At 37.5% G+C, this 20,093-nt stretch carries 18 protein-coding genes and 1 pseudogene; 8 read left to right on the top strand and 11 right to left on the bottom strand.

Annotated elements, in window-relative coordinates:
* Nucleotides 1-38: 38 nt before the first annotated feature.
* A complete protein-coding gene (locus RLO81_RS01420) occupies nucleotides 39-296 on the bottom strand; it encodes a hypothetical protein (RefSeq protein WP_350106151.1) in 258 nt (85 codons plus the stop codon).
* Between the two features lie 221 nt (nucleotides 297-517).
* Between RLO81_RS01420 and RLO81_RS01415 the strand changes: the two genes are divergently transcribed.
* Nucleotides 518-1,492, top strand: coding sequence for a hypothetical protein (locus RLO81_RS01415; protein ID WP_350106148.1), 975 nt, complete (start codon nucleotides 518-520; stop codon nucleotides 1,490-1,492).
* A gap of 65 nt (nucleotides 1,493-1,557) precedes the next feature.
* Here the strand turns inward: RLO81_RS01415 and RLO81_RS01410 are convergent, their stop codons facing one another.
* Nucleotides 1,558-3,627: a TonB-dependent receptor plug domain-containing protein gene (locus tag RLO81_RS01410; RefSeq protein ID WP_350106146.1), complete on the bottom strand. Its 2,070-nt coding sequence runs from the start codon at nucleotides 3,625-3,627 to the stop codon at nucleotides 1,558-1,560.
* 24 nt (nucleotides 3,628-3,651) lie between these two features.
* Entirely contained in the window at nucleotides 3,652-4,155 is a 504-nt protein-coding gene (locus RLO81_RS01405; RefSeq protein ID WP_350106143.1) for a YfiR family protein, read from the bottom strand.
* Nucleotides 4,156-4,279: 124 nt separating this feature from the next.
* Between RLO81_RS01405 and RLO81_RS01400 the strand changes: the two genes are divergently transcribed.
* The 3 genes from RLO81_RS01400 (at nucleotide 4,280) to RLO81_RS01390 (ending at nucleotide 7,753) form a co-directional block, all read left to right on the top strand.
* On the top strand, nucleotides 4,280-6,640 hold the full coding sequence (locus RLO81_RS01400; protein WP_350106140.1) for a PAS domain-containing sensor histidine kinase: 2,361 nt from the start codon (nucleotides 4,280-4,282) through the stop codon (nucleotides 6,638-6,640).
* Entirely contained in the window at nucleotides 6,637-7,278 is a 642-nt protein-coding gene (locus RLO81_RS01395; RefSeq protein ID WP_350106137.1) for a response regulator transcription factor, read from the top strand. The genes RLO81_RS01400 and RLO81_RS01395 overlap by 4 nt, the downstream gene beginning before the upstream one ends.
* 103 nt (nucleotides 7,279-7,381) lie before the next feature.
* Nucleotides 7,382-7,753, top strand: a complete 372-nt coding sequence (locus tag RLO81_RS01390) for a hypothetical protein (protein WP_350106134.1) — start codon at nucleotides 7,382-7,384, stop codon at nucleotides 7,751-7,753.
* Nucleotides 7,754-7,914: 161 nt separating this feature from the next.
* Here RLO81_RS01390 and RLO81_RS01385 read toward each other — a convergent pair whose 3' ends face one another.
* From RLO81_RS01385 to RLO81_RS01370, 4 genes are all read right to left on the bottom strand, one after another.
* Nucleotides 7,915-8,328, bottom strand: a complete 414-nt coding sequence (locus RLO81_RS01385; RefSeq protein ID WP_350106131.1) for a DUF6691 family protein — start codon at nucleotides 8,326-8,328, stop codon at nucleotides 7,915-7,917.
* A 4-nt stretch (nucleotides 8,329-8,332) separates the two neighbouring features.
* Nucleotides 8,333-8,908 (bottom strand): YeeE/YedE family protein, encoded by a 576-nt coding sequence (locus RLO81_RS01380; RefSeq protein WP_350106128.1) that lies wholly within the window; start codon nucleotides 8,906-8,908, stop codon nucleotides 8,333-8,335.
* Nucleotides 8,909-8,961: 53 nt separating this feature from the next.
* Nucleotides 8,962-10,689: a SulP family inorganic anion transporter gene (locus tag RLO81_RS01375; RefSeq protein WP_350106125.1), complete on the bottom strand. Its 1,728-nt coding sequence runs from the start codon at nucleotides 10,687-10,689 to the stop codon at nucleotides 8,962-8,964.
* A 110-nt stretch (nucleotides 10,690-10,799) separates the two neighbouring features.
* A complete protein-coding gene (locus tag RLO81_RS01370) occupies nucleotides 10,800-11,519 on the bottom strand; it encodes a DUF2490 domain-containing protein (RefSeq protein WP_350106122.1) in 720 nt (239 codons plus the stop codon).
* 124 nt (nucleotides 11,520-11,643) lie between these two features.
* On the opposite strand from RLO81_RS01370, the gene RLO81_RS01365 reads away from it, so the two are divergent.
* Nucleotides 11,644-12,948 (top strand): aspartate kinase, encoded by a 1,305-nt coding sequence (locus tag RLO81_RS01365; protein WP_350106120.1) that lies wholly within the window; start codon nucleotides 11,644-11,646, stop codon nucleotides 12,946-12,948.
* Between the two features lies 1 nt (nucleotide 12,949).
* On the opposite strand, the gene RLO81_RS01360 is transcribed toward RLO81_RS01365, so the two are convergent.
* The 4 genes from RLO81_RS01360 to RLO81_RS01345 all read right to left on the bottom strand — a co-directional run bounded on the left by RLO81_RS01360 (nucleotide 12,950) and on the right by RLO81_RS01345 (nucleotide 17,835).
* On the bottom strand, nucleotides 12,950-14,443 hold the full coding sequence (locus RLO81_RS01360) for a sodium:proton antiporter (RefSeq protein ID WP_350106117.1): 1,494 nt from the start codon (nucleotides 14,441-14,443) through the stop codon (nucleotides 12,950-12,952).
* A gap of 129 nt (nucleotides 14,444-14,572) precedes the next feature.
* Nucleotides 14,573-15,460: a hypothetical protein gene (locus RLO81_RS01355; protein ID WP_350106114.1), complete on the bottom strand. Its 888-nt coding sequence runs from the start codon at nucleotides 15,458-15,460 to the stop codon at nucleotides 14,573-14,575.
* A gap of 33 nt (nucleotides 15,461-15,493) precedes the next feature.
* Nucleotides 15,494-16,720 (bottom strand): Glu/Leu/Phe/Val dehydrogenase dimerization domain-containing protein, encoded by a 1,227-nt coding sequence (locus tag RLO81_RS01350; protein ID WP_350106112.1) that lies wholly within the window; start codon nucleotides 16,718-16,720, stop codon nucleotides 15,494-15,496.
* Nucleotides 16,721-16,764: 44 nt separating this feature from the next.
* The gene (locus RLO81_RS01345; protein ID WP_350106109.1) at nucleotides 16,765-17,835 is read right to left on the bottom strand and encodes an anhydro-N-acetylmuramic acid kinase; all 1,071 of its coding nucleotides are present in this window, start codon (nucleotides 17,833-17,835) and stop codon (nucleotides 16,765-16,767) included.
* Nucleotides 17,836-17,883: 48 nt separating this feature from the next.
* On the opposite strand from RLO81_RS01345, the gene RLO81_RS01340 reads away from it, so the two are divergent.
* The 3 genes and pseudogenes from RLO81_RS01340 to RLO81_RS01330 all read left to right on the top strand — a co-directional run.
* A complete protein-coding gene (locus tag RLO81_RS01340) occupies nucleotides 17,884-18,594 on the top strand; it encodes a type III pantothenate kinase (protein WP_350106106.1) in 711 nt (236 codons plus the stop codon).
* Nucleotides 18,581-19,867: a BamG family beta-barrel-assembly machinery protein gene (bamG, locus tag RLO81_RS01335; protein WP_350106103.1), complete on the top strand. Its 1,287-nt coding sequence runs from the start codon at nucleotides 18,581-18,583 to the stop codon at nucleotides 19,865-19,867. The genes RLO81_RS01340 and bamG overlap by 14 nt, the downstream gene beginning before the upstream one ends.
* A gap of 10 nt (nucleotides 19,868-19,877) precedes the next feature.
* Nucleotides 19,878-20,093: pseudogene (locus tag RLO81_RS01330) on the top strand (hypothetical protein); the annotation flags it as partial.

Raw genomic sequence — 20,093 nt, 5'->3', positions numbered from 1 at the left:
ACACCGTCTTTCTTCGCACCATTGGTAGCAGATATCCACTAAATATGAATTTCATTATTGCTATTCTTTATAACATTTGCTTTACCGATTACAACATCCCGCATATTGCGCTCTGTCCATATGCCATCAACAATTGTCACTGATTTAAGACTGTCCGAAATATCATTACCCTGTATCATCAACTTAGAGATGCTTAGATTCAGATCATTCAGAGGTTTTAATTGTGAATCTTGTGCATATAATTGACTTGCAGCACTAAGACAGATACTAATGAATAAGGCAGCAAAGGTTTTCATAGCAATAAACTTATTGTTTTGGAATAAGTTACGAATTTTAATTAACATAATTTTTTAATAGGGCTTTGGAGTGAAAAACCTCATACTTAATGTTGAAACACCATATGCCACTAATTCCGTTATGTGAATAAAACTACCATCCCTTCATTCAATACAGCATTGACAACTCCCTAAATTGTAGTATATTCTCACTTAATTTAATCTGGCAGTACATTCTATCCATGAATATTGTCCAACATATTGTCAAAAGCGGGATAGCTAATGCTAAGAGTTATCAGGATAAAAGAGGCATCTTAATATCCAACTACATAAGTCTGATAATAAATGTAGCTGTACTAATGATTTATATCCTGGGGCTTATCTTTTTCAATGATTTGTCTTATGGTGTTTCAGGAATGCATCTTGTTATTGGTGTATTGGCATTTTCTTCCACAATATTCTTGAACAGACTAGGGTTTGATTACTTAGCCCGATTTTTAATTTGCTTACTACCGATTCTCTATTTGTGGTTTATTTTCATATCGCAAATGCCTGATTTACCATATGTATACCCAAGCATCTATGGTGCAATTCGAATATTTCTTCTCACATTCAGTACCATACCATTTTTAGTATTTTCTTACAGATCTCAATATTCGTTGATAGCCGGCATTTTACCCGGACTGATATCGGTGCTATTTTTTGAGCAGATTCTATCTGCTGTAAACCTCAGTTACTATACCCAAGGGCTACCACTTGAGGACTACCCGCTAATGCAAATGCGAACTATCATTGCCTACTTCATTCTAAATGCGGGTAGCTACACATTTCACCGCATCATCGTGAAAAATGACATGTATACTCAGAAGCTTTTGGAGGAGCTTGAAGAACAATCAAAACAATTAGAGCTAAAGAATGAAAAGCTCTATGAACTAAATAATACGCTAGACCAAAAGGTAAAACGTAGAACTACGGAAATAGAGAAAAAGAATATTGAACTAATAAATAAAAATGTAAGACTCTCTGAATATGCGTTTATTAACTCGCACAAACTAAGAAGCCCGCTAGCTTCTATCCTCGGACTGGTCAACCTATTTGAAACTCATATTCTGTCTGATGAAGAAAGAATTAAAATCATTGAGAAAATCAAAAAAGCCAGTGAGGATTTAGACCGTGTAGTAAAAGAAATTAACGCCATACTTGACGAGACAAAATAAACAAAGAAAGCTGCAGGTTTCCCCGCAGCTTTCGCCCTCAACACTAATCAATCTACCATGAAATCTTAGAATTTAATGGAAGCGCCAGCCATCAATAACATGCTGGTTCTGTCAGTTCCATAAAACTCTGCCTTTTCATCACCTAATAAGTTTCTTCCGTTTAGATATACATTAAAGTGGTTGTTGATCATATAATTCACTTTTGCATTTACGATTAAACGGCTGTCTATTTCACCCACAGTGGTAGCTGGGTTTACATTATCATAAAAACTATATTGATTTTGCTCACTCATAAAGTAAGGGTTAAAATTCACCGTTAGCTTTTCAGTGGCTTTCACGTTTAAGTAGAACCCACCATATACTGCAGGAGTTTGATCGTTCTCATCATCACTAAGATCTGCCAGTCCAAAAATGCTTTGGGATGATGCCAGGTTCTCAGATTCTGTTTTTTGGAATGTTACAAATGGCTTTAGCTGCACTTTTGAAGACGGCACATAATTAGCTGAAAGTGTAACACCATTTTGAACAGACTCAGCCGGCATGTTTACATACCTGAAGTAATCACCGCCAGGAGTATAAGGTGCCTGAGGTATGTCTACAATCAAGGCATTGGTATTTTCTGCTTGTTGTCTGAATAATTCAATATTCAATTCTAACTTATTGCTCAATTTAGTTCTATAACCTAATTCAAACATTTGAATCTGAAATAAATCTAGGTTTTTATCTCCCTGATAGTACAGGTTAGCAGGAGGTAATTGTACATCTAAAAAGTTGGGCCCTATAAATGATCCACTGTTAGATTTTGAAACAACTGCTCTAATCAAGTTCTTATCGTTAATGTCATAAGTTGCAGCAAATTGATAAGCAAAATACGCTTCGTCAGGTGAGTTAAATTTATCTACTCGACCGCCAGCAACCAATCTTAGTTTTTCAGTTACTTCAATGTCAGCCATTAAAGATCCGGCTATATTTTCTACCGTTTGCTCACCTTGAAATACGCCTATTGTACCCTGTGATAAATCCACATAATCTTCATTATTATATGCTGCACTTTGATAACTGAACCCCGGACGAACAGAGATTTTATCTGACAAATTCCAATTATATTCCAGATTGGCATCTACAATGGAGTAATCGTATTTTAACAATACCTGTGCGGCTCCCTTATTAAGGTCATCAAAACCTGTTGTATAAGAAAATCTACCGGCCAATCCACCTTTATTTACAGCTAAATTCACATATTCTGACTCATACACTGACTGTGAAAATGGAGTAGTAGTATTCTGTGTAAATGGCTTAACCACTTCAGCTCTTTGCAATCCTGTTTGTACTCCGATATTAAAATCTTCAGCAACCGCATAATCTAACATTAGGTTTACACCGTTTCTTTCTACACCTGTTTCAAAATTATCGTTACCCGGATCGCCATAAGCATTTTGCTGATACAAGAAAATTTCATCGTCTTGTCTGTCTCTACGCTGGAAGTTACCCGACACCTGAGCAGAGAATTTCTCATTGAATTGGTAGCCTAATCTAACACCTCCGATATACGTGTTGTCTGTTCCGGCTGAAACATTGGCATTAGCAATTACACCTTCTTGATCCACGTCTTTCGTAATAATGTTAATAACACCTGCTACTGCATTTGGTCCGTATAGCGGAGCTGATGGGCCTCTCACAACTTCTATTCGCTCAACATCTACTAAGTCTACTGGTAATGCTTCCCAGTTAGTTCCGCCTAAGTTGTAGTTAAATACAGGTCTGCCGTCAATCATTACCAAGGTAATTTGGTTAGCAGAACTTGTTCCGTCACCATATCTGTTAATGTTGTCGAAACCTCTTAAATGGATATCGTATGAACCGTTGGTCATTTCTCTTACAATAAGACCCGGCACCAAGCGTAATGCTTCTGGAATGCTGGTGGCTCCAGCATTATAGATTTCTTCCTTTGTTAGCGTAGAACTTGAAAGCGGTGCATCGAATAATGATTCCGCCTTTTTTGATACAGAATAAATATCTATATCCATTAACTCTTCGAGACTCAACTCGAAAATATCTTCTTCTTCCTGACCAAATGATGGTATAATAACCATTGCTAAGGCCATAGCTGTTAAAAATTTGATTGTGTTTTTCATGGTATTAATAAATTACTGGTTTGATTAGACAACAATGGCTAGACTGACAAGCTGACTGGCCACTTTGAATTGTGAATTGTCGATTGATTTTTTGTTTAGTTCAAATCGTATTTTGCCGTCTTTATGCACAAAATTGATATCGCTACCTTTTTGTGTCATGCCTGGTTTTTCTGAAACCACAACGGTTTTAGCTGACTTAGAAACTGATGAAATCAGATGGCTATTACTTTCAGGAATATAAACGAGTTCATACTTACCCGACTTGGAAGCATCTGTAAATACTTCAATGATAATTTTAGAAGAGGGGCTTGATTTTTTAGCGGCCATTTCTTTAAACGCTGCCACAATCTGTTCATCATTACCAAGGATACCGATGGTCACATTGCCATCGCTGTTAGGCCATTGAATGTATCTTGTAAAATTGTATACAAACAAGGTCTTGATCTTGCTTTCTGCATTTTGAGCCAGAAGAGGCATACTTATAGCCCACATTAGAATAAAGGCTGTTAAAAAGTTTAGTTTTTTCATGGTTGTATTGATTTAACTAATTACACGATGCAAACTTGTTAAACTATCATACACAGTTTTTAAGCAGTTTCACGTATTTTAAGGTCTAAGTGAAACACGTAGATATCATATTAAAACTGAAGGAATGACGCTAATAGTGGCTATTTACATGTTTTTAATGGCTATAACAGCCGGACTTCTTGTCTACCTTTTCCTGTCCAGGCGTTACAGAAAAATTCTAAATGCAACCCAAAACGAAAGCTACTTGGCCCAAAAAAGATATCAGGAATCAGAACGGATACTATCTTCCATGTATGCACACACAAAGGAATTTGTAGCCTTACTAAAAAAAGAAAAGAATGAATTGATTATCGTAAAGTTCCCTGAATCTTACTGGACTAAAATTCAAAGGCATACAAATTATATAAAAGAAGAGGTGGTAGGCAAACCATTAAAATGGTTGTATACAGAAATACTCCATTTAAACGCAGATGAAATTGCAGCAAGGCAAACAAAAATTTTAAAAACCCTCGTTGAGAAAAAACCAACCAGCTACCTGGAGAATTACAAAGACCCGGATGGCAAAAGGGGTTGGTCAAACTCTTCATTTATTCCATTGCTTGACGAAAAGGGTGAAATAGATTATGTACTCTTTACCTCCAAAGACATCACCAAAGAAAAAGAAGTGGAATCTCAATTACGATTTAATGTAACTCTCCTGGAAAGCATTTTAGATTACAGCCAGTTTGCTATTGTCTTGTTTAAGGATGGCAAAATTCATCAGATTAATAAAACCTTTACTTACTATTTTGATTATCAGCTACATGAAATAGTGGGCGAACCGGGTGAAATAATTGTACCCGAAAAATACTATCCTTTGCTTCAAAAAGTTCGTGATGGATTAATCAACGATTTTAAAGTTTTTCATCTGGGCTTAGAAGAAGATATTATGCTAAGACGTAAAGACGGTTCTGAATTTTATTGCGAAGTAAGTGTATATCCATTGCCGGTGGAAGGAACAAGGTACAGTGTTTTATCCATTGCCAATATTACTGAACAGCGAAGAATTAGAAATGAATTGAAAGAAAGTAAAGAGCAGCTACAGTCATTAATTGAAAATATGCCTGGTATGTTTTTTAGGCTGGGTACTGATGATGAATTTAGCCTGAAATATATAAGCGGAAATAGTGAAGCTTACCTTGGAATTAAAAATAGTGATATTAAAGAAAAGAATTTACGCGGCCGCGATGTGCTGCCAGATGAGTTCATTGTAAAATCCAGGGAGTATCTGAGCCAGTTAATGCAATCTGGTGGTAATGGTGAGATGACCTTACCCATTGAATATAATTCCGTTCAGAAATGGGTTAATGCTCGCTTTAAGCCTACAAAACTAAGTAGTGGTGAGCGAGTAATAGATGGGTTGTTATTTGATGTTACTGAACAGGTATTAAATGAAGAAAAACGGAAAAAAGCAGAAGAAAACCTAAAGAAAAGCCAATCCCGATTACTGGCTTTAATGGCCAACCTTCCTGGCATGGTCTATCGCTCTTCACATAAAGATGATTTTAAGCTTTCATTTGTTAGTGAAGGCTGTCTGGAGCTCACCGGCTATTCGCCAGATCAACTGAAAAATTCCAAATCTTCTATTTTCAATATCATTAAAGAAAATTATCATGATAAAATTAGAAGGGAAGTTGATGAAGCCATAGCTGAAAATAGGCCTTATAAATTATTCTATGAAATTGACACGGCAGCAGGCCCTAAATGGGTCTTCGACCGAGGCCAGGAAATAGAAAAAGGCTTTCTCGAAGGTATTATTATCGATATTACAGATCGGGTGGAATCAGAAGAAAAAATTGTGCAGACGATAATACAAACAGAAGACAGGGAACGAAGAAGAATTGCCAAGGAACTGCACGATAGCTTGGGTCAAAAACTAACTACTGTTTCGCTTTATTTCAATTCATTAAAAGATAAAGAACTTGAATATCTTGAGTTAAATGAACGGCTTGTAAAAGGATTAGGATTTTTAGAATTGGCAATAAAGGAGACTCGTAACATATCGCATAACCTTATGCCGAGAAATGTAGAAGATTTTGGCCTTAAATTATCGATAGAAAGTTTGGTGAATGAGTTGAATGCCATTTCTGACACTCGATTTTCGTTTTATGAGAATCTACAAAACAAAGACATCTCCGTACACTTAGGCCTGCACTTGTATCGGATAACGCAGGAAGCAATTAACAATGCACTTAAATACGCAGACGCTAAGCAGGTTGCTATTCAGCTTATGTTATATCCCGATCTAATCATTTGGTCGATTGAAGATGATGGGAAAGGTTTTGATATTGCACAACTGGAAAAAGAAAACCAGTTTGGCTTGGAAAGTATCAGACAACGTGCGCAGCTGTTATCGGGCACTGCCACAATAGATTCCCGCATAAACCATGGAACAAGCATTACGATTGAAATACCTTTTAAGAGCCATTATGTAATAGAAAAATGAAAATATTAATTGTTGATGACCATAAAATAGTTAGGGATGGAGTTAGGCTCTATGTTGAAAAACACCCAAAAGTTGAAGCCATTTCAGAAGCAAAAAACGGAAATGAGGCATTGGCATATTTGAGGCAACACCCAATTGACCTGGTATTGATTGACATTAACATGGACGTGCTAAATGGCATTGATTCAACTGCACAAATCAACAAAGAATTTAAAGATATTAAAGTAATTGCTTTAACCATGCACAACGATTATCACCATATTAAATCCATGATGGATGCCGGTGCTAGTGGTTATCTTTTAAAAAATTGTAATCAGTCAGAAATGATTGAAGCCATCGATCGCGTAATGGATAATGAGATTTTCTACAGCCCGGAAGTAGCACAAACGGTAATGAACAATCTTGCTAAGAAAAAGACAAGGCATACCAATTCTATACCATTAACCCCTAGAGAACTAGATATTTATAGACTAATTATGGATGACAAATCCAATCAGGAAATTGCCGATGAGCTGTTTATTAGCATTAGAACTGTGGAAGTACACAAGCGTAATTTAATGGAAAAGACAGGTGCCAAAAGCTCTGCAGGCCTGGTATTATATGCAGTGAAAAACAGAATTTTTGATGATATAATTTGAGCATATTCAATAGACTAAGTAATACACGTAGACTTTGAATTAAGGGTGTATCCTTACATAAGGATACATTTATCTACCGTGCTTTGCAGCTGTACTATTCAAGATGAGCTGCATTTATTTAATAAGCAAAAATATACACTTAGCAGAATTTCTAACAGAAGAAGGCTACCAGTGTGTTTGGTTTAACGACCAGCTCAATGTACTTATTCCTGCTGAATTTTCTACTAGTGTTGTGATTTATGACTCCTTAAGCTATGGCTATAGCATTCCTCAATTACTAAAAAACCATGCCACTGGATTAATCATATTGAGTGATTACCTCAGTGATTTTTATCTGAAAAATTTTAATGGTGAAAATCAGGCCATTTTACTGGTCCACAATTTCATTAATGAACTCAATGATGCCATTACTTCGGTAATGAATAGAAAAAACTATCAATCAAAAAAATTAATAACCAAACTTCAAGCGATTTAAAATTATGAAAGTAAATGTGCGCGAAAGAATCGAGAAAAACATATACTTCCTAGCAATAATTACTGTTACAATAGTATTAGTTAAAGTGCTTGAGTTTTTGAAGAAGCTTACCACTCTACTTTGGTAGCTGAAACACGATGTTGATGAATTAATTGACTTGGCTAATGCGGCAGCTTATCCTTCACCAACCCATAAGTATAAGTGCCCAACAATGCCGATGCAATAACTACCAGAATAACACCCACACCATTGCCCAACAATATAAACAATGGGCCTGGACATGCCCCGGTTAATGCCCAGCCAAGGCCGAAGATTATCCCACCGAAAAGGTATCTGGATATGCTCCTTTCTTTAGGTACTATCATGATGCTTTTACCATTAGCGTCTTTCATATTCGTGCGTTTAATAATTTGAGTAATAATAATCCCCAGCACTACAGCAGTACCAATTACACCATACATGTGAAATGATTGAAAGCGGAACATCTCATAAATTCTGTACCACGAGATAATTTCTGCCTTTGTTAGGGTAATCCCAAAAACAATTCCGATCAATAAATATCTTACTATTTTCATGTTCCTAAAGCGCTAACAAGTGAGGTAAAACCAAATAAGTAACAAACAGACCCCCTATAAAAAAGCCTATGACAGCAATTAGTGAAGGCCATTGCAAAGCGCTTAAACCGCTTATGGCATGACCAGAAGTGCACCCACCAGCATACCGTGTTCCAAACCCTACCAGAAATCCACCAACTACGAGCATGATTATACCCTTAAAAGTCAACAAAGACTCCCACGAAAAAAGTGTTTCTGGTACTATCTCGTTACCGGGATTTTCTATGCCGTAATTCTTAAGTTCTAGAATAGTTTCAGTAGAGATTCTCACACCTGAATCTGTGCTCAGCCAGTTAGCCGCGATAAAGCCGCCAATCATCATGCCTGAGGCAAAAATCAAATTCCATGTTTGAGCCCTCCAATGAAAATCGAAATACTCGCAATTTTTTCCCGCCCCAAAAATGGAGCACACCGTTCTGAGGTTTGATGATATACCAAAGGTATTGCCCAAATAGAGCAACATAAACATCACAAGGGCAATTATACTACCTGCCACATACCATGGCCAAGGCTCACTTACAACTTCTACCAATTCTTTCATAAAAAAATTTAATGCAACACATCCCGCTTGGGCTGTCCCACTTACTCTAACAACTAATTTTTGTTTTCTTCTAAAATGCCGTGTTGCGTGGCATATTCTTTTGACTGTTGGTCGGTTGAAGTAGGCCGACCCATTACCGCTGAATTAAGGGTTAAAAATATATTGTCCGCACCAATTTCGGCCATCAAGCCTGTTTTATGAAAAACATCCCTCACTGGGCCAATTACATCACTGAAAACAAGCGTGATTCCCCTGCCCTTCAAGTACCACAATATTTCACGAATTCCGTTAGCAGCAGTAGCATCAATCATACTCACAGGCCCTGCATCAATAATCACCCGCTCAATTTTAGGGTTAGTACTAACAGCACTTTCTATATATTCTTTCACAAACTGAATGTTAATAAATGTGATTGGAGCATCAACCCTCATAATTAGTAAATTATCCCACACCTCTAAGTCTTTGAAGCGTGCAAGGTTTCTGTATTCATTAAACCCTTTTAATTTACCTAATCTGGCTATATGCGGATAAGCAGTTCGATACAATAAAACCAAAATAGATAATACCACACCAGAGACTATTCCAGGCACCATACTAAAATTAAGCGTAATAAGTAAAGTGGCTAATAACAATGCAAAATCTACCTTACTATCATGCCATAGCTGTTTTATATAACCAAAATCAATTAGCCCTGAAACTGCTACCATTATTACTGATGCTAAAATGGCTTCTGGCAGGTAATAAAACAGTGGCGTTAGAAATAATAAGGTAATAGCAATTAAAACAGCACTAATAATAGAGGCCATAGGTGTTTTGGCACCTGCCTGAAAGTTAACTGCTGATCGTGAAAAACCACCTGTTACGGGATATGACTGAAATAAAGAACCTATTACATTCGCAGCGCCTAAACCTATTAATTCCTGATTGGCTTTTATCTTATGATCCCCACTTTTTGTTTCCAGTGCTTTGGCAACAGAATAGGCCTCCATAAATGCTACAATAGAAATGGTTAAAGCCAATGGCAGCAGTGAACTAACGGTTTCAAAACTAAATGACGGCCAAGTGAATGTAGGCAGGCCGCTTGGTATCTCCCTCACAACAGCCACTCCCGACTGATCCAATGAAAATACAACCACTATAAGAATACCTACAACTACAGCTATAAGTGCTCCTGGAATATTACTATTCACTCTTTTCACAAGCTTTATAAGCACAATACCAGCAACACCCAGTAGTAAGGTAACTAAATGTGTATCATTTATTTTTTGAATCGCATCCCATACAATTAAATAGACTTTATTGGTCTTTAATATTTCTACACCCATTAAGTATTTAAGCTGATTGAGGCCTATAATGATTGCTGCTGCTGAAGTAAAGCCATTAATCACAGGTTTAGATAGCAGATTGGTAATAAACCCCATTCGAAACATCCCGAGCAATAATTGAAAAAGGCCCATAAAAAAGGCCAACATAATGGCATAAGTAATGTATTGATCAGTGCCTTGAACCGCCATTACTGAAACCCCGGCTGCCACCATGAGTGAATCCATGGCCACTGGCGCTACAGATAATTGCCTGGAGGTGCCAAAAAAGGCATATACAATTTGCGGAACGATAGATGCATACAACCCATACACCGGAGGCAAACCAGCTATTAGCGCATAGGCCATACCTTGTGGTATAAGCATTACGCCTACGGTTAGCCCTGCAAATAAATCACCTTTTAAATGTTTACCTGAGTAGCTGGGAAGCCAATCCAATATGGGAAAGAATTTTCTCAATGGTCTCTATCTTATTTTTTTAACAAGTTGCAAAAATGATCATTGAGAATCTATGATTAAGTAACTAATGTTACATTAAGATAAAATGAGAATCTACAGCTGCAATTACCCTAATTAAATCTCCAATCAAGAATAAACCATGCTGTAGGGTGGCGCTCAAACCTGTCGGGTGAGTTTTTCGCATAATGATGCATAAGACCGCCTAACAAAGACAGGCGTTCGGTGAAACTATAATTCGCGCCTAAGAATAACCAGTTCCGATCGAAACCCACATTTTTTAAATCATCGCTAATGTTAAGGAAGAATTCATCAAATAAAACCAAAGCCCATTGATCATTGAAGGGTCTTCGGTACATGAGCCTGTATCTCAATCGATGACTAAAATCATAATCATCCACATCAAAAGAGCCATCTGTTTGCTGAACCAAATTGCCTTGCCAACGATGCTCCAATCTATACCGATGCGCTAAACTGAAATTATTGATTTGCTGGTTGAAAGTAACCTGTTCCCAGATATTATGTTCTGGTTTGGTATCAGGTAATGGATACTGGCCATAAGGATAGGTGCGAATATATGTATACCCTCCTGAATAGGTCACACTAACATTGGCATGATAATTAAAAAAAGGCCTGATTAAAAACTGCTGATCATCATTCAAGTAGTCATCAAAACGCATGTGCAATTCATTGCCAACATCCCATTTATCATTCAATTTGAAGGTGTTTATCATCAAAAACCAGATATCATCTCTACCATGAATCTCTTGAGAGAAGGCATTGAAATTTGAAGTAAGGGTCAATAGTGCAGCAAATAGGAATATGTTTTTCATCACGACAAGTTTCTGCAAGTTTCCATTAAACATCCAGTTAAACTGTAACAAATATTAGTTTTTAATTGCTTTGCTAGCCTCAATTACGTTCAAAACCACTAATTTCGTGGCCTAATTTTCGAATATGATTGTTTATAAATTTGGAGGTACCTCAGTTGGCAATGCTCAACGCATGCAAAAAGTAGCAGAGTTAATTACTTTGGATAATAAGTCCAAAGTGGTGGTTTTGTCGGCAGTATCAGGTACAACTAACACCTTGGTAGAAATTGGTGAGCTTTTACTCAAAGGCAGTAACGACACTGCCCTCAAACTCATTGAAAGCTTAAAGAACGATTACTTAAAACTTGTTGAAGAGCTTTACTCTTCGAGTGCTTCGAAAGATGAAGGCCTTGCCGTTGTAAATAAATATTTTGGTCAGATTGAGAACTTCGCCAATATCCCCGATTTTAATTTGGGTAACAATAAAACATTAGTGGCCTATGGTGAGATTCTCTCAACTAACCTGTTTGCGGCATACCTAAAAAGTAAAAATATAGTTTCTCAATTGTTGTCGGCTTTCGATTTTATGACCATTGATGAGGATGGTGAGCCAGAAATTGAAAAAATCGGTTCAAAATTAAAACCTTTAATACAAGATAAGCCACTTACCATTACACAAGGTTATATTTGTAAAAATCACTTAGGGCAAACTGATAATTTAAAACGAGGTGGTAGCGATTATACCGCTTCAATTATTGGTGCTGCCATAGGTGCAAAAGAAGTTCAAATCTGGACTGATATAGACGGAATGCATAACAACGACCCACGAGTGGTTGACAAAACTAGCCCGATAGAAGCTTTAACCTTCGATGAAGCAGCCGAGCTGGCCTATTTTGGTGCTAAAATCCTGCACCCAACATCTATTCTACCTGCCCAGAAATATAAAATTCCTGTTCGCCTAAAAAGTACTATGGATCATGAGGCGAAGGGAACGTTAATCGGTTTAGATTCTAACCAATCAGATATAAAAGCCATTGCTGCAAAAGACAATATCACGGCCATAAAAGTGAAATCTACACGTATGTTATTGGCGTATGGTTTTCTTCAAAACATCTTTGAAGTTTTTAACAAGTACAAAACGCCCATCGATATGATCACTACTTCTGAAGTGGCCGTTTCACTCACCATTGATGATAACAGAAACCTGCCTCAGATCACCGAGGTGCTTAAAAGCTTTGGTGTCGTTGAAATCGATGAAAATCAAACTATCATCTGTATTGTAGGCAATATGGTTTCTGAAAGAAGCGGGGTATTGAAAAAGATTTTTGATTGTATTTCAGAAATACCTGTTAGGATGGTATCGTATGGTGGCAGCAGACATAATATATCGCTATTAATAGACTCTGCATACAAAACTGAAACTTTGAAAAAACTAAATCTTCTATTTTAAACTATACGAAAGCAAAAAAGATAAGCCAGATTACGAGTAGCAATGGCAATAAGAATGGAATGGAAAACCGGATAATATAACCGAAGAAAGAAGGCATTTTTAAACCTATCTGCTCGGCAATGGATTTCACCATAAAATTGGGTCCGTTACCTATGTAGGTAAATGCACCAAAAAATACCGCAGCTATAGAAATAGCCTTTAAGTCAAGCACTGAATCATGGAAAACACCGCCATTAGCAAAGGCCACCACATCACTCAATTTGGTTATTTCACCACCTTGTGAGGCTAAAGCCGCAGTTAAAAAGTTTATGTATGTGGGCGCATTGTCAAGGAACCCTGATAATATACCCGTTCCCCAGTACAGAGTATTATGACTAATCAATTTAGCTCCTGCGGGTGACGCTGCAAATCCACCAACAAGTTCTAATGCAGGCATCATTGTGCCAAAAATACCGATGAAAATAAATGCTACTTCCCTGATAGGTTCAAAACTAAACTCGTTTCCGTCAATCGCCTTTTTATTAGCAAATTTGAATGATAGAAATGCTACAAAAAGCATAATCAGCTCCCTCAAAAAAGAAAACTTCTGCCCATGATACACAATGGCAGGCACCCATGATATTACATTAGGATCTAAAAATACTGAGGCGATGACTAAACCTAACCAAAAGAAATTTCTCACGCCTACCAACTTTATCTTGTTTGTGTACGTAATTTCTTCATCACTCAGTCCATAATTGGATTTATTATGTGAATCGAACCAATAAAAAACGATCACCAATAAAATTATGGCCACTGCCCATGGCAAAACATTGTGTTCTAATGTCCAGAAAAAAGGCACTCCTTTCAGAAACCCCAAAAAGAGTGGCGGATCTCCAATGGGGGTTAAAGAACCACCCACATTACTTACCAGGAAAATAAAGAATATAACATGATATGCCTTTAGCCTGGTTTTATTCAATCGCATGAAAGGCCTAATTAGCAGCATTGACGCACCGGTTGTACCTATCAGGTTTGAAATAACCGCCCCTGTAACCAGCAAAATAACATTGGCCATAGGTGTTGCCTTTTTATCGATATCGATCATAATTCCACCAGAGGCTATGTATAATGCTGCCAACAAGGAAATAAACTGAACATATTCTGCTAATGCATGAACCGGACCGTGGGTATTACCTAAAACAAAGAGATAATACAACACCACCACGGCAGCAAAAGCCACTGCTACTTTGGGGTAATTCTTATGCCAAAAGTGCTCATAGAATAGCGGCCCGGTGGCAATCATTAAAAGAAGTATAATGAATGGTAAAACTGTCCATCCTGGAGGGGCGTGATCTTCTTCATGGCCAGCAGCGGCTTCCGCATGAGCATCGCTATGTTCTTCTACAATTTCTAAGGCACTTGAATCACCTGGATTCGAAGGTTCTGCGTTGGTAGGAAATGCCACCGCCAAAGTTAGAACAAGAAAAAAAATGCCTACAAGCTTACTATTCACTAATTCTTTGTTTTTGTCAAATTAATTGAAAAAGCTTCTTTTTATCAAAAGATAGCCACTGGTGGTAGTCCCAAAGGTATATAAATGAACGAATAATTTTCAATATAGAAATTAATATGACATTAAGATTTAGCTCAATATCTCATAATCTACTTGCAATACACCATTTTTACACCATCTTACCCATGCTTCACCAATCATTTGGTAAGTATCATTATATATTTCTACTCTAATCCAATCAGATTTTATTTCTACAGGCTTATAGATACCTTGAAGATTAACATCCGAAGAATTATCAATGGGCTTCACTTTTAACGGATTATCTCCTTCGTCAATCTTAATGGAATAAGTGTTTAATAAGAATGAAGGCCAATATTCAACTTTCACATCATGAATATCCATCCACATCGTTCTCCCGGTTTGTTTATTAACTACAACCTGAACCCAATCTTTGGTAGTTGACATACACTTCATGAAAAGAATATCATAGTCCATTTTTAAGAATTCTGGATAGAACCATGGCGGTGCGTATGTAATTGTATAGCCTAACTCTGTTTGTTTAAAAACCAGGCTATCTATTGGTATATGTTCATTTACAGATTTCTTAAGTTGTGGTTGATAAAAGTAGAGAGTACTCTTTTCAAAGAAGTTTGGTTTTACCATACCTAACCCCATTTGGTTATTATTTGGTTGCTGAAAGGATATCAAAGAAAATTGAGATTGCTTTCTTTTCTGATCACGCAACTGTTTGGCCCTTAGCATTAAAAGAAAAACTAATACAGAAATAATAAGAGCTGTTAGTGCAAATACAAGGGCTCTTTTCGCAGAGCTGTTTGCCAGGATAATTAAAGAGAGGATTAATCCTATCGCAGCACCAAACAGCCCGGTACCTACAACTATGCCTGGGCCAGCCAGCCCGCTTGGGTATTCCAGGGATAAAGAAGCAAGATATCCGCCCAGAAAGAACCCCAGAATGATAAAGCTTAAAATAACAAATGCCGATCGTAAAACCTTCACACCGCTCGTTTTAAGAAAATACGTTTGCCCAAATCAAACTAACTGTTTTAATGCAATCTCGAAAGATGTTTTAGCAATATTAGTTTTAGTGCTATTTACTCTAAATGTTTTCTCCAGAGCCATTCTTATCTTTTCTGAAGTATCTGCAAATATCGACTCATCAGTGAGTTCCACTTCAGACTCCATTAAGTAAGCAAAAACCCTGGCCATGCCACAGTTAGCAATAAAATCAGGTATGACAGAAAAATTACTATCTGCGAACAACCCTGTCGGTCCAAAAAATATTTCCGGATCGGCAAAAGGTACGTTAGCACCACAAGAGAAAACTTCCAGATCAGAAGCAATCATACGATCAACCTGCTCTTTAGTAATTAATCTTGAAGCAGCTGCCGGAATAAATATTTCAAAATTCAAATCCCAAATTTTCTCATTTATCTCATCAAAAGGAATCATTTCCGGGGTCGAGAGCTTATTGCCATCTCGCGTTAAGAATAACTCCCTCACTTCCTCTAAGGTGTAACCTTCTGCCTTCATTACACCCCCATCTCTATCGATGATTCCTACAATCTTAACGCCCATCTGAGCCAGATAAAAAGCTGCTGCCGCACCCACATTACCCCAACCTTGGATAACTGCTCTTTTAGTATTTACACTGCCACCCCACAAATTATAGAAATGTCTAATTGCTTCAGATACGCCATAGCCGGTAATCATATCTGCTACCGTATATTTTCGCTTTAATGATGGTGAGTATTTCTCATCTTCTAATACTTTTATCACACCTAATCTCAATTGACCAATACGATTTATCAATTCCGGTTCTCTTGGCTGAAAGTGACCATTAAATACCCCTTCTTGTGGGTGCCATACTCCTACATCTTCTGTAATTGGAATTACTTCATGTATCTCGTCTACATTCAAATCGCCACCTGTTCCATAATAATATTTGAGTAGTGGTTTTACAGCAGCATACCAACGCTCCAAAACTCCTCTCTTTCTTGGATCACTCGGATCGAAATTAATGCCTGATTTTGCACCTCCTATTGCCGGACCGGAAACAGTGAATTTCACTTCCATTGTTTTAGCAAGTGATTCTACTTCTCTTTTATCTAACCCTTTGCGCATTCTTGTACCTCCACCAGCAGCTCCACCACGTAATGAGTTAATCACCACCCAACCCTCAGCTTCAGTCTCAGGATCGCTCCATTCAAAAACAATTTCTGGTTTTTTATTTTCAAATTTCTCGAGAAGTTCTTTCATCGTAAACGTTTTAAATTCTTAGGCGGGCAAAACTACAAAAATTTTTAGCCTAAGAAACCCACCATTACACCAGAGGATGAGTCACGGGACGCACCGGAAACACTTGCCAGCACATTTACTTCCCCACGAACCTTTTTCACCCCTAAAAAAGCAAAAGCCATGGCTTCTTTAAAGTCGATGATTGTTGTTTCAGGAACTACAATTTCTACATCCTTCATAGACCCTTTTAGTATGGTTATCAAAAAATTATTTTTGGCTCCTCCTCCTGTAACCAACATTTTGGCGTTGGTCTTTTTTGATTGGTCCATACTGTTTTTAATTTGGCCAGCAATATGTGCCACAGAAGTTGCAAGCATATCATTCACATCATGGCAATCAAAATCATGAAAATAATTCTTTGAAACATATTCATAGCCTAGTGTTTTTGGAGATTTAGTGTGATAGTATTTCAATGCATTCCATTTTTTTAGTACAGCATCTATTACCTTACCTTCACTGGCCAAATTTCCGTCTTCATCGTAAGACTTACCCAGTTTATTGGCCAAAGTATTCATTATCATATTGCATGGAACCACATCATAGGCTATTCGCATATTATCCTGATCAAATGAAATATTGGCAATCCCACCAAGGTTAAGGCAGAAATCGTATTTCGAGAACAATGCCTTATCTACCAGTGGAACCAAAGGCGCGCCCTGTCCACTCAACGCTACATCTAAGCTTCTGAAGTCATAGACTACAGGCAGATTGCAAAGTGCCGATATTATTTGTCCGTTACCAATCTGAAGAGTAAGAGCTTTTTCTGGCTGATGAAAAACGGTATGTCCATGGGAGGCAATAAAATCTACAGGGGATTTTCGCAGCATGTTTTTACAAGCAAGGCCGATAAATTCACCAAGTTCATTATCCAATTCTTTTAATTGTATACCCGATAAATGTGTTGCAGAAGAAAGTTTTTGAAGTATCTCTTTGGGGTAAGCTATTGTTTTAGCATCTACAATCTTAAAATTCCAGACGCCTCGGTCAACCGTAAAATTACAGATGGCTAAATCCAGGCCATCTAATGATGTGCCCGACATAACCCCTAACACGCGATAGGTTGAATTATTTTTCATAGCTTTGTCACTCCTTTCAGAACTTACCTTGATTTACAGGTACAAATTATGAATTTAGTTATCGATTTTGGCAATACTACGGGCAAAGTAGGTCTTTTCACCAATAATGACCTGGCAAAAATAATTCGTCCGGTTGTGCTTGATGATATAGATGGGATTTTCAATGAACAGGAAATTGAGAATACAATTATAAGCTCCTCAAGTATTTCCACATCAATCATACGCCAAAAAGTATATGGTAATTGCCTTGAGTTGAGCCATAATACCCCACTGCCATTTACACTAAAATATAAAACACCTGAAACGCTTGGATTAGATAGAATTGCAGGTGTGGCAGGAGCCTACTTTCAATTTCCAGATGAAAATTGTTTGGTGGTAGATATAGGAACGTGCATCACTTATGATGTGCTTGTAGATGGTCAATATCTTGGTGGAGCTATTTCTCCCGGACTTGCCATGCGATTTAAAGCACTGAATACTTTCACTGCAAATTTACCGTTGATTGAAAATGAAGATTCAAAAGAGTTAGTTGGCGATAGCACCAAAAACTCGATCTTAAGTGGTGTAGTGAATGGTATGACGGCAGAAATGGATGGGTTAATAGCAAAATACAATCACAAATTCGGGACTTTAAAGGTGCTAATTTGCGGTGGAGATTACATTTTCTTTGAAAACAAACTCAAAGCTAGCATATTTGCAGCCCCTGAATTGGTTTTGAAAGGTTTAAACGGGATTTTACAGTATAATGTATCAAAATAGAGCAGGCCGTATTTTGGCGGTAGTATTGATTTGTGTAGCAGGAAACGCGGCAATGGGTCAGGCAACGAGATCCCCTTTTACAGCCACCGGAATAGGTGATATTGTAGAACTAGCTCAAGCCCACAACCAGGGTAATGGTGGATTAGGCATTAGTAATGGTAATTACTGGAACCTAAATAACATGAACCCAGCGTTGTTACCATATAACTCACTCACTGTATTTTCGGCAGGCTTTGTAGGTGCACAGCGTACCGTTGCCGGAGAAGGCCTTGAGGAACAGTATACAGCTGGCAACCTAAATTATCTTGTAACTGCATTCCCTGTTAAAAAAGGTTTTTGGACTACTTCTTTAGGATTAATGCCTTATAGTAATGTGAATTATGATTTCACTTATACTAGCCAGGTTACAGGAAGTACCGACTTGGTAGAAATCAGAGAAAGGGGTTCAGGTGGCTTTAATCAATTCTATTGGTCTAACGGTGTTGCCATAAACAAATATCTGTTTGTAGGATTAAAAGCCACATACTTATTCAGTTCAATCGAAAAGAAGTTCTCTAATACCATTCAAGACGTAGGTAATGTATTTACACCCGTTGTAACTGACAGGGTATCTGTTTCTGATTTTTTATTTACTGGTGGTGTAGCTTTTAATGCAGATTCCATTTTTAATAGTAAAACAAAATTTAAAGCTGGCCTTACGTATGACCTGGGAACTGATGTGAATGCAAAAAAATACCAAAGTTTTGATAGAACAGTAAACAACGGACCCCCAATTGCAACTGATACCTTAATAGATAATCAAAGTGGTATTGTAAGAATACCGCAAGCTATTGGCGTGGGTTTTTCGTTTAACAGGGGTCTAAGATGGATGATAGGAATGGATATCAAAATGCAGAAATGGTCTGAATACAGACGATTTGATGGCACATCAGGCGCATTTGATGATTCATTCAAAGTTACACTCGGAGGGGAATGGACACCAGACCCTTCTTCTGTAACGAGTTATTTTAAACGTATAACCTATAGAATAGGTGGTTCGTATGAAAATACCCCCTATTTGGTTGATAATGAAGGGGAAATGAATCAGGTTAAAGATTTTGGCATTAACTTTGGGTGGTCTTTACCAGCCGGGAGGTTCTCAAGCTTTGATATGGCCTTCCGCTACGGGAAGAGAGGATCAATCGATAAAACAATATTAGAAGAAAACTATTACAAGGTTTACCTTGGCATTACATTTAATGACCAGTGGTTCATAAAACGGAAATACGACTAATAAAACGATTATGAAAAGATCAATTTTTAAACACATTTTATTGACAACTGCATTAGCAGCTTCTACAGGAATGGTAAGCGCACAATGCAACGACTGGAATTGGCCAGAAGATAAAGCTTTGGCAGAAGAAAAAAATGTGTTGTACACAGATGCATTAAGAAATGACAACTTCAAAGCTGCACAGAAACCCCATATATGGCTTCTAAATAATGCGCCCGATTTAAAT

This window comes from Fulvivirga sp., assembly GCF_040220315.1.
In the GTDB taxonomy this organism is placed as follows: Bacteria; Bacteroidota; Bacteroidia; order Cytophagales; family Cyclobacteriaceae; genus Fulvivirga.
Note: the sequence above shows the minus strand (reverse complement) of the source record. Positions and strands in the feature narration are given on the sequence as shown.